8 protein-coding genes and 1 pseudogene are annotated in these 12,209 nt (G+C 28.9%); all 9 read left to right on the forward strand.

Annotation, left to right across the window (positions count from 1 at the left end; genetic code table 11):
- Positions 1–132: 132 nt before the first annotated feature.
- Entirely contained in the window at positions 133–1,500 is a 1,368-nt protein-coding gene (locus tag BN2920_RS05535; protein ID WP_097919322.1) for an MATE family efflux transporter, read from the forward strand.
- 112 nt (positions 1,501–1,612) lie between these two features.
- A complete protein-coding gene (locus BN2920_RS05540; protein ID WP_058294019.1) occupies positions 1,613–2,302 on the forward strand; it encodes a peptidylprolyl isomerase in 690 nt (229 codons plus the stop codon).
- Between the two features lie 234 nt (positions 2,303–2,536).
- A pseudogene (locus tag BN2920_RS05545) lies at positions 2,537–3,202 on the forward strand (P-loop NTPase family protein); the annotation flags it as partial.
- 65 nt (positions 3,203–3,267) lie between these two features.
- Positions 3,268–3,489, forward strand: coding sequence for a hypothetical protein (locus tag BN2920_RS05550; protein WP_098021068.1), 222 nt, complete (start codon positions 3,268–3,270; stop codon positions 3,487–3,489).
- A gap of 55 nt (positions 3,490–3,544) precedes the next feature.
- Entirely contained in the window at positions 3,545–5,053 is a 1,509-nt protein-coding gene (locus BN2920_RS05555; RefSeq protein ID WP_058294021.1) for a recombinase family protein, read from the forward strand.
- Between the two features lie 322 nt (positions 5,054–5,375).
- Positions 5,376–7,394, forward strand: coding sequence for a methyl-accepting chemotaxis protein (locus BN2920_RS05560; RefSeq protein WP_058294022.1), 2,019 nt, complete (start codon positions 5,376–5,378; stop codon positions 7,392–7,394).
- A 325-nt stretch (positions 7,395–7,719) separates the two neighbouring features.
- The gene (kdpA, locus tag BN2920_RS05565) at positions 7,720–9,459 is read left to right on the forward strand and encodes a potassium-transporting ATPase subunit KdpA (RefSeq protein WP_058294023.1); all 1,740 of its coding nucleotides are present in this window, start codon (positions 7,720–7,722) and stop codon (positions 9,457–9,459) included.
- A 14-nt stretch (positions 9,460–9,473) separates the two neighbouring features.
- A complete protein-coding gene (kdpB, locus tag BN2920_RS05570) occupies positions 9,474–11,540 on the forward strand; it encodes a potassium-transporting ATPase subunit KdpB (protein WP_058294024.1) in 2,067 nt (688 codons plus the stop codon).
- Between the two features lie 15 nt (positions 11,541–11,555).
- Complete coding sequence (gene kdpC / locus BN2920_RS05575) at positions 11,556–12,161, forward strand: potassium-transporting ATPase subunit KdpC (RefSeq protein ID WP_058294025.1); 606 nt, start codon at positions 11,556–11,558, stop codon at positions 12,159–12,161.
- Positions 12,162–12,209 lie beyond the last annotated feature (48 nt).

The raw sequence follows: 12,209 nt of genomic DNA on the forward strand, positions 1-12,209 counted from the left end.
AGATTTTGGTTGATTACTATATATTATAAAGTAATAATATATGGTCTTTGAAATTTGATATATTATGTAAAATATATCTTCTTAAATAAATAATTCTATGATAATATGAATTTAGGAGGGGAAGAGATGAATATGAAACAACTTTATAGAAACATGCTAGATGATAAAAAATTCATCAAAAAAGCAATAGCAATAGCTATACCAATAACTTTTCAACTATTGTTAAATACAACTTTAAATTTTATAGATATATTGATGATTGGAAGTTTAGGGGAAACTACCATTGCAGCAGTTGGACTAGCTAATAAAGTATTCTTTGTCTTTAGCTTACTATTATTCGGAATATGTAGTGGATCTTCAATACTTACATCACAGTATTTCGGTAAAAAAGATATAAAAAGTATAAGAAGGGTGTTAGGAATCTCATTAGTAATAGGATTAATAGGTTCTATTTTTTTTGTAATACCAGGAATATTATGTCCTAAATTAGTAATGAATATTTTTACTCCAAGTACAAATACAATTGCCATAGGAGCATCATATTTAGCGATTGTTGCAATAAGTTATCCATTAACAGCTATAACTAATGTTTATACTGCAGTATTGCGCTCTATTAATGAAGTTAGATTACCTGTTGTAATAAGTTTAGTATCTATTTTTATAAACATAGTTTTAAATTACACATTAATTTTTGGACATTTTGGCGCTCCGGCTTTAGGGGTTCAAGGTGCAGCATTAGGAACACTAATAGCTCGAATAATAGAATGTTTAAGTATTTTAACTATTATATACATAAAAAATGGTCCGGCAGCAGCAAAGATAAAAGAACTTATAGATTTTAATAAAGAATTTACTAAGAAGTTCTTTATTACAGTTACTCCAGTTATTATTAATGAATTTATGTGGGGACTAGGAGTTACAATGTATTCATTAGTGTATGGAAGAATGGGAGATGGTGCTGTGGCTGCTATCACAATTACTCAAAATGTTGAACAGATTATTACTGTAATGTTCCAAGGAATTGGATCGGCTACAGCTGTTATATTAGGAAATGAACTTGGTGCTAATAAATTAGAGAAAGCAGATATTCATGCTAAGTATTTGATAGTAATGCAATTAGTTTTAAGTTTAGTTATGGGAGTTGTATGTTTTCTAATAAAAATGCCTCTTATAAGGCTATTCTCTGTAAGCGAATTTGTTGCATTAGATATAAGTAAATGTTTAATAGTATTTATAATATATTTACCATTTAAGATGTTTAATTTAGTTAATATAGTGGGAGTATTAAGAAGTGGTGGAGATACAAAAGCGGCACTATTTTTAGATGTTACAGGAGTTTGGATTATTGGAATACCATTGGCATTCTTAGGTGGTATATTCTTAGGGTTACCTATATACATAGTTTATGCTATGGTAATGTTTGAAGAAGTATACAAATTTATTTTAGGAATAAGAAGATATAGACAAAAGAAATGGCTCAAAAATATAGTTGGGAACTAAAAAGATGGTAACTAATAACCATACTGTAAAACTACAATATAAATAATAAATATTATGATATACTACTAATGTATAATATAAGTAAAATAAAAGGTAGAAAGAGATGAGAAAGATGAAGAGAAAGAAAAATATATTATTAATTTGTTCTATATTTATTATAGGTTTATTTGCTTTGATTGGCTGTGGAAATAGCAGTACTACTGAACAAGGAAAAGAAAATACAGAAAAAACTCAGGAAAAATCAGAACAAGAAACAAAAGAAACAAAAGAAACAAATGAAAATTTACCAATAGTAACAATGAAAATAAAAGATTATGGGACAATTGAATTAGAATTATATCCAGAGGTCGCTCCTAATACAGTAAATAATTTTATTTCATTAGCTAATAGTGGATTTTATGATGGATTAACATTTCATAGAGTTATTAAAGGATTCATGATACAAGGTGGAGATCCAGATGGAGTAGGAACTGGAGGTCCAGGATACTCAATTGTTGGAGAATTTACATCAAATGGGTTTGCAAATAGCTTAAAACATACAAAAGGTGTAATATCTATGGCAAGATATCCAGATAATCCTAATAGTGCTGGAAGTCAGTTCTTTATTACGTCAGCAGATGCGTCACATTTAGATGGAGATTATGCTGCATTTGGAAAAGTCATCTCAGGAATTGAAGTTGTTGAAAAGATAGAAAATGTAAAGACAGATTCTAATGATAAACCAGAACAAGATGTTGTTATTGAATCAATTACAGTTGACACAAAAGGTGTTGAGTATAAGGAACCTGAAAAGATTCAATAGAAGATTTATATAAATTTAGAAGTAATATTTTATAAAAGTACCTATGATTTTATAACTACTTAATTTAGTTAAAAATCATAGGTATTTTTATATTAAAATTTAATTATGAGAAATAAGATAAATGATATATAAGTATAAAAGTTATTATATTAATTATAGATATAAAAGATTTGATTTTTAGGAATACTGTCACCTTTTGGTTGAATATATTTTAATAAGAAGGGGGTAGGATTTATGGATTTCAAAGAATTTATAGAAATAGACCGTGAAAAAAGAAGCACAGAAAAATTTGAAGGAAATTTTTTGGATTATCTACAGATATTAAAGAATAATCCGGATATACCTAAATTAGGACATCAAAGACTATATGAAATGATTTTAAGCAAAGGAGTTGAAGATTTAAAACCTGATGAAAATCCAAGAATAAGAAAAATCTATGGTAACCAAGTAATAAGAAAATATGGTTTCTTTAAGAATGATTTTTATGGTATTGATAAAGTAATAATGAAGATTGCAAGTTATTTAAAATCTGCGGCAATGAAAGGTGAAGAAGCAAGACAGGTATTATATTTAGTTGGTCCTGTAGGTGCAGGTAAATCTTCTATAGTAGAAAGTTTAAAAAAGGCATTAGAGGAGTGTGAAGAAATATATGCACTCAAGGGATGCCCAATGCATGAAGAACCTCTTCATCTTATTCCTAAACATTTAAGAAGCAAATTTGAGGATATGCTAAGTATAAAAATAGAAGGTGATTTATGTCCAGTATGTAAATATAAATTGCTACATGAATTAGATGGTAAATATGAAGATTTTCCAGTAGAAAGAGTAGGTTTTTCTATTCGCTCAAGGAAAGGTATTGGTGTTGTGCCTCCAGTGGATCCTAACAATCAAGATACTTCATAATTTATTATTTAGGATGTAATTTGAACTGTTATCAATATAATATTATTTTGGGGTGTGAGAATATGAGGGATATATTTATGTATATATCAGAAGAAGAATATTATAGGGTTTGTGAAGAAATAGATGATGGACAAACCATTAATATATATAAGAGTAAAAATATAGAAATAGACATTAAGAGAAGTGGAAAAAAAATATATAAATTTATAGCTGACTATGGTGAATGTAGTTTGAATGAATGCCTAGAAGATATGTATTTAAAAAAAGATAAAATTATAATATAAAGATTATTATAATTTTAAATCAACAATTATATAACTTTAAAAGGGGAAAAATCTTATGCGGAAAGTAGCATTCTTATCAAGAGTATCAACATTAGATCAGCATTCATCAATAGATAATCAAGAAGAAGTATTTAAAAATTGGTTAAAAAGAAATAGCGGATGTATTTTATATAAGATCTATACAGATGAAGGGATAAGCGGTGCAAAAGGATATAAAAGAAAGCAATGGCTTAATATGCTGGAGGATGGAAAAAAGAAAAAATTTGATATACTAATATCTAAATCTTATTCTAGATTTGGGAGAAATCAAAGAGAAACATTAGATGCCATTGCAATGCTAAGAAATAATGGAATACGAATTATATTCCTAGAAGATAATTTGGATAGTGAGCAGGATTCTAATAAATTTGGATTATTTGCATGGCTTGCAGAGCAGGAAGCTCAAAAAACAAGTGAAAGAATTAAGATAGTATGGGAAAATTACAATTCAGAGGGAAAGGTTCATGTAACTCTGGCTCCTTATGGTTATGATTATAATAAAGAAATAAAGAATTTTGTAGTAAATGATATTGAAGCTGATATAGTTAGAAAAATATTTTCATTATATATAAAAGGAAATGGATATAATAAGATAGCAAAATTATTAACAGAAAATAATATACCTACTAAGAGAAATGGAAAATGGGCCGGAACTACAGTTGGTAATATGCTGAAAAATGATTTTTATTTAGGTGTGCTTACACAGGGCAAAACAAAAACTATTGATGTTACAATGGATACTAAAAAGAAAATTCCTAAAGAAGAATGGATTAAGCATATTAATAATCATGAAGCAATAATTTCTAAAGAATGTTTTGAAAGTGTTCAATATAATATTAAGAAAAGGTCAAAAAGAATTAAGGAATTTTATAATGAGACAAGTATAAAACAAAGCAATTCTTCATTATTCAGTAATTTACTTATATGTGGAGAATGTAACTCTAGATTATCTATTAAAAGAAAGAAAAAGTTAAATAATTATAAACCTTTTTATAATTGTATAAATTATGAGTTAAGAGGAATAAAGGTATGTGGACATAGATCTAATTTTATTTGGGAAGATATATTAATAAATTATATAAAAGAAAAGCTGGATAGTATAGTGAAAAATAATTATAAGGAATTAAAAAATAAGATAAAACAAAAAAATACATGTAATATAAAATATGAAAAAGAATTGAAGTGTATAGAAAATAAAATAAAAGATCAGATAAATATTTCGACTAGATTATTATGCGAATATACTAAAGGAAATGTTGGTGAAATGAATTATAAATTACAAAATGAGAAGATAGAAAAGATACTCAAGCATTTAGTCAATAGAAAAGAAGAATTAAATTCTTTCGCAAATAGCGGAAGAAAAATAAAGCAAGAAGAAAAATTATTGATAGGTGGAATAAATGATTTGCTTGAAACTAAAACAGAAGACTGGAATAATGCAATGATAAAATCAATAATAGATAATATTGTAGTTTATATCGATGGAACTATTGAGATATATTTCAAGTATTTAAATGATAAATGAAATAATATTTTAATATGAGAATTAATACAGCTTTAATATAGTAGAGTTTTTAAATCTAAAACACCATAGAAAACAATTTTCTATGGTGTTTTAAAATAAAGTAAATGTTGAAATGAATAATATTTTGAAAAAATATATAATGTTTAAGCAAAAAAATGTCGATAATATGATTAAATAAAAATAATATATTAATATAAATAATTATTTTATAAGATACATGAAAACGATAAAAGCATATATATTATAAATAACAATGTATTAAAAATTTAATATGCGCACTTTTACAAACGATTGCGAAGCTTTATTCTTAGGAGGTAAAAACATGAAGAAAAATACGTTTTATAGTATTGGAAACAAAATAATGTTTCAAATAATAGTATTGGTTATAGGAATATGTTGTTCCTTATCGTTCTTATCGTATTATAAAACAAAGAGTAATATTTTAGAAACTACATATAATACTTTAGCAGAAAGAACAAAAGACAGTGCTACATCAATTGAAAGAGAGTTTTATTATAGGCAAGAACAACTTAACTATATTTCATCATTACCAGAAATACAATCAATGGATTGGAAGATACAAAAGCCAGTTCTTTTAGAAGAAATAGAAAAATGGAATTATGATGGAATGTTTATTATGGATACTAATGGATATGGGTATTACGCATTGGATTCAGAAGAAGAAATTAAAGATCAATCGAATGATGAATTTTTTAAAACAATGCAAGAAAAAGGCTCTTTTATTACTGAACCATACATAAGACAGGAAGAAAAAGAATCAATAACGACTATTGTAACACCAATAAATAGTGAAAATGGAACAATAGTAGGCTATTTATGTGGTACAATTAAATTAGATGATGTAAATAATATTGTTCAATCTGTTAAGATCGGAAATACTGGTTATGCATTTTTATTAAATGATTCAGGAAATTTTGTGGCACATAAAAATATGGATTTAGTATTTAATGAAACTAATTTTATAGATGCTTTTAATAACGATTCCGATGAACAAGTTAATGAAAAATTAGAAGAAGTTCTTAATAAAATAAAATCAAAAGAAACATCTATAGATGAAATTAAGAGTAAAAGTACAGATATTTTTATGTCATATACTGAAGTGAAAAATACACCTTGGTCTATTTGTACAGTTGTTGCTTCAGAGGATGTGTTAAGTGGAATTAATCAGATTGCAGTTAAACAAGTTATTTTAACTATAGTAGCTATAATAATAGGGGGAGTAATATCATTATTAATTAGAAAATATTTATCAGTAGAAATAAATTATATAAAGAAATATTCATCTGAATTATCTGCATATAATTTAGGATATAGAGGAAAAGCAAAAAGGCAGGATGAGTTCGGACAAGTTATAGAAGCATTAAACTCAGGTGTAGATACTCTTGATTCAACAATGAAGGAAGTAAAATTAAATAGTAGTGAAATAAGTGCAAGCAGTGAACAAATAGATTCTATGTTATCAGAAATGTCATTTGAATTAGAACAGGCGGCAGCAACAACGGAGGAGATTTCAGCTAGCATGGAAGAATGTAATGCATCTTTGCAGGAAGTTAATTCGATTTCACAATCTATAAATAATAATACGCAAGCGTCTGTGAATAAAGCACGTGAAAGTTTAGAATTGGCAGATAAGATTGAGAAAGATGCAAGTGCTGTTCATATTGCAACTATCGAATCAAAAGAAAATATTGAAGAAATTTATAAAAAATGTAGTGTGAAATTGAAGGAAGCATTAGAAAAAATATCTGTTGTTGAAACTATTTCACAAATGTCAAATAGTATATTAGATATTTCAGAGCAAACTAATTTACTTTCTCTCAATGCTTCAATAGAAGCTGCAAGAGCTGGTGAACATGGTAATGGGTTTGCTGTAGTTGCAGAAGAAGTAAGAAAATTAGCAGAACAGTCAGCATCAACAGTTAGTAATATACAATCTAATGTTGATAAGGCATTAAATGCGGTTAAAGATTTATCTAATACTTCATCAGAATTATTATCTGTAGTTGAAAAAGATATACTGAATGATTATAAGAAATTAATTGAAGTAGCATTATCATATCAACAGGCTGGAACTAATGTTAAAGGTATGGCATCAGAGTTCTCGAGTATATCAGATGAAATTTCAGATTCAATAAATACTATAACAATGAGCATTAAAGAACTTACAGAAGCAATTTCAGTAGTATCTGAATCGTCTGTAACAATTGCAGAAAATATGAACAATATTAATACAAAGAAGGAATCCATAATATCTAATTCAGCTGATAATAAAAACAAGTCTTTAAAATTATCTAAATTAGTAAATAAATTTAAATTATAAATATATTTTTAATAAAAGAGAGCTATAGAATACTAAAATGGCCTTATTATAGCAGATACTCATAAAAAGAGTCTATCTACTATATAAGGCCATTTTTATACTGGATAGTTATCTTTTATTTTTTATATAAATATTCAAATACTATCTTAACACAATCTTAATTCAAAAATAAAAACCCTAACACCATACTAATTTCTTTGGTGCTAAACTAATGCTATCAAAAGGAAGGGGGAATTTAAATGAATATATTAGTAAGTATTATAGGATTAGTTGCATTTATATATTTCATTTATTTAACAAATATTTTATTAAGAGGTGATAAGTAATGACAAATGTATTATTACAGTATGGACTGTATCTTTTAATTCTAATAGTACTAGCAATACCGCTTGGAAATTATATAGGTAAAGTAATGAATGGAGAAAAAGTATTTTTATCTAAACTATTAGTTCCATGCGAAAATGCTATATATAAAGCTTTACGTATAGATAAAGAAGAAGACATGGGATGGAAAAAATATTCAATTTCAGCTTTAGCGTTTTCTATTATTAGCTTTGTAGTATTATTTTTACTACACATGTGTCAAGGGTTTTTACCATTAAATCCAGAAAAGTTGCCAGGAACAACTTGGGATTTAGCATTTAACAATGCAGTAAGTTTTGTAACAAATACTAACTGGCAATCATATTCAGGTGAAAGTTCATTAAGTTATTTCACACAGATGATGGGATTAACAGTACAAAATTTTGTTTCAGCTGCAGTTGGTATATCGGTATTATTTGCATTAATTAGAGGATTTATAAGAGCTAAAGAAAATGGAATAGGAAATTTTTGGGCTGATATTACTAGAACACTTCTTTATATATTAATTCCACTTTCAATAGTAGTATCAGTAGTTCTAGTATCACAAGGAGTTGTTCAAAACTTTAAGCCATATGAAACAGTTTCTTTACTGGAACCTATAACACTTGACGATGGAACTGTAGTTACAGAAGAAGTGGTTCCACTTGGACCAGCAGCAAGCCAAGTGGCTATAAAACAATTAGGAACAAATGGTGGAGGATTCTTTGGAGCTAACTCAGCCCACCCCCTTGAAAATCCAAATGCATTATCTAATTTATTTGAAATGATATCAATATTATTAATACCAGCAGCATTATGCTTTACATTTGGTAGAAATGTAAAAGATAAGAAACAAGGAATAGCATTATTTTTAGCAATGGGTATTATGCTAGTTGCAACACTTGGAATAATAGGAGTAAATGAACAAAATGCAACCCCACAATTAGCAATGAATGGACAAGTTGACCTATCAGCAGTTGACCAGGCAGGTGGAAATATGGAAGGGAAAGAATCAAGATTCGGTATAGCAACATCCACTACATGGTCAGCATTTACTACAGCTGCATCTAATGGTTCAGTAAATGCAATGCATGATAGTTATACACCAATTGGTGGTATGATTACAATGATTCAAATGCAGTTAGGTGAAGTTATATTTGGAGGAGTCGGCTGCGGACTTTATGGAATGTTAAGTTTTGCAATATTAACAGTATTTATGGCAGGGCTTATGGTTGGCAGAACGCCTGAATATTTAGGAAAGAAAATAGAACCATTTGAAATGAAAATGGCCGTATTAGTATGTTTGGCAACACCTATAGCAATATTAATAGGTAGTGGAATAGCTACATTATTACCTTCAATGGTTGATAGTTTAAAAAATAGTGGAGCTCATGGATTTTCAGAAATACTTTATGCGTACTCTTCAGCAGGTGGTAACAATGGTTCTGCATTTGCTGGATTAAATGCAAATACACCATTTTTAAATGTAAGTTTAGGTTTTGTTATGTTATTTGCACGTTTTGTTCCTATGGTATGTACTCTTGCAATAGCAGGAAGCTTAGTTAAAAAGAAAAAGGTTGCAGAAAGTGAAGGAACATTACCAACACATAATGCTATGTTTGTATGTCTTTTAATATTTGTAGTATTACTTATTGGAGCATTAAGCTTCTTTCCAGCATTAGCACTTGGACCTATTGCTGAATTCTTTCAAATGTTAGGTTAAATGAGGTGACGAATATGAATGAAAATAAGAGTAGTTTTGCTGATAAAAAAATGATAATAAGAGCCATTAAGGATTCTTTTATAAAATTATCACCTAAAACTCAAATGGAAAATCCAGTTATGTTTCTTGTATACATTTCATCTATATTAACAACTATTTTATATGTAGTTTCACTAGTTGGTATTAGAGATGCAAAGCCAGGTTTTATACTGGGAATTACAATAATTCTATGGCTTACAGTATTATTTGCAAACTTTGCAGAAGCAATAGCACAAGGGCGTGGTAAAGCACAAGCAGATGCGCTAAGAGCTAGTAAAAAGGATGTAGAAGCTCATAAAATACCTTCAGTAGATAAAAAAGATGAAATAATAAAAGTTTCATCAGCATTACTTAAAAAAGGTGATATAGTGATTGTAAAAGCTGGCGAACAAATACCAGCAGATGGTGAAGTAATTGATGGTGCAGCATCAGTTGATGAAAGTGCAATAACAGGAGAATCAGCACCTGTTATAAGAGAAAGCGGCGGAGATAGAAGTGCTGTTACTGGTGGTACTACAGTTACTTCAGATTGGTTGGTTATTGAGATTACAAGTGAAGCTGGAGAAAGCTTTCTTGACAAAATGATTGCAATGGTTGAAGGAGCTTCTCGTAAAAAGACTCCTAATGAAATAGCATTACAAATTTTATTGGTTGCATTAACAATTATATTCTTATTAGTTACAGTTTCATTATATTCATATTCAATTTTTTCAGCTAATCAAGCAGGAAAAGTAAATCCAATCTCAGTAACTTCTTTAGTTGCGTTACTTGTATGTTTAGCACCAACAACAATAGGTGCATTACTTTCAGCTATTGGTATTGCTGGTATGAGTCGTTTAAATCAAGCTAATGTTTTGGCAATGAGTGGACGTGCCATTGAAGCAGCGGGTGATGTAGATATATTAATGTTAGATAAAACAGGAACTATTACTCTTGGTAATCGTCAAGCTTGTGAATTTATACCAGTAGATGGTGCATCAGAAAAAGAATTAGCAGATGCAGCTCAGCTTTCATCATTAGTAGATGAAACACCAGAAGGACGTAGCATAGTAGTTCTTGCTAAGGAAAGGTTTGGAATTAGAGAAAGAAATATAAGTGAGCTTAATATGGAATTTGTACCATTCACAGCAAAGACTCGTATGAGTGGTGTTAATTTTAATGGAAATGAAATTCGTAAAGGTGCGGCAGATTCAGTAAGAGCGTATGTAATATCAAAAGGTGGAAAATACAGTAAAGAGTGTGATGATGCTGTTACTCAAATAGCAAATAAGGGTGGAACTCCTTTAGTTGTTGCTAAAAATGATAAAATACTTGGAGTAGTTTATTTAAAAGATATTATTAAACAAGGTGTGCAAGAGAAATTTGCTGATTTAAGAAAAATGGGTATTAAAACTATTATGATAACTGGAGATAACCCATTAACAGCAGCAGCAATTGCGGCAGAAGCTGGTGTTGATGATTTCTTAGCAGAAGCTACTCCAGAAGGAAAATTAACTATGATTCGTGATTTTCAAGCTAAAGGACATTTAGTTGCTATGACAGGTGATGGAACCAATGATGCACCAGCACTTGCACAAGCTGATGTTGCAGTAGCAATGAATACTGGTACACAAGCTGCAAAAGAGGCAGGAAACATGGTTGATTTAGATTCATCACCAACAAAATTAATAGATATAGTTAGAATAGGAAAACAATTATTAATGACTCGTGGTAGTTTAACAACATTCAGTATTGCTAATGACCTTGCTAAATATTTTGCAATAATACCAGCTTTATTCATTGGGCTGTATCCAGGACTATCAGCATTAAATATCATGAATTTGCATAGTGCAGAAAGTGCAATTTTTTCAGCAATAATATATAATGCATTAATAATAATAGCATTAATTCCATTAGCCCTTAGAGGTGTAAAATATCGTGAAGTTTCAGCAGGAAAATTATTATCAAGAAATCTTCTTGTATATGGTTTAGGTGGTATAGTGGTACCATTTATAGCTATAAAAATAATTGATGTGATTATTACTTCAATAGGTATTATTTAAGAAAGGATGATTTTAATGAAAGATTTTAAAGCAGTATTTCCAAAAGCTTTAATAATATTTTTAATATTTACAGTTTTATGTGGAGCAGTATATACATTGGTCATAACAGGTATCTCTCAAATATTATTTCCCAAACAGGCTAATGGAAGTATTATAGAGATTGATGGTAAGAAATATGGAAGTGCATTATTAGCACAGCAATATACTGATGAAAAACATTTATGGGGAAGAATAATGAATATTGATACAGACACTTTTACAGATGATAAAGGGAATAAGGTCGCATATGCGTGGGCATCAAATTTAACTCCAACAAGTGATGAATTACAGTCAGTAATTAATGAACGCATTAAAAAAATTAAAGAAGCACATCCAGAAAAAGGGGACACTCCTATTCCAGTTGATTTAGTAACATGTTCAGGAAGTGGATTAGATCCACATATTTCAGTAGCAGCAGCTGAGTATCAAGTGGATCGGATTGCAAAAAATAATAATATGTCAAAAGAAGAAGTACAATCAATAATTGATAAATATACAGATAATAAATTGCTAGGAGTGCTTGGAGAAAAAACAGTTAATGTATTAGAGGTAAATCTTGCACTTGATGGAATTTTGAAATAATATAAAGAAAATAATAATATTAACACAATCTTTATACTATAGCTAAAA

It is taken from the genome of Clostridium neonatale, from assembly GCF_001458595.1.
In the GTDB taxonomy this organism is placed as follows: Bacteria; Bacillota; Clostridia; order Clostridiales; family Clostridiaceae; genus Clostridium; species Clostridium neonatale.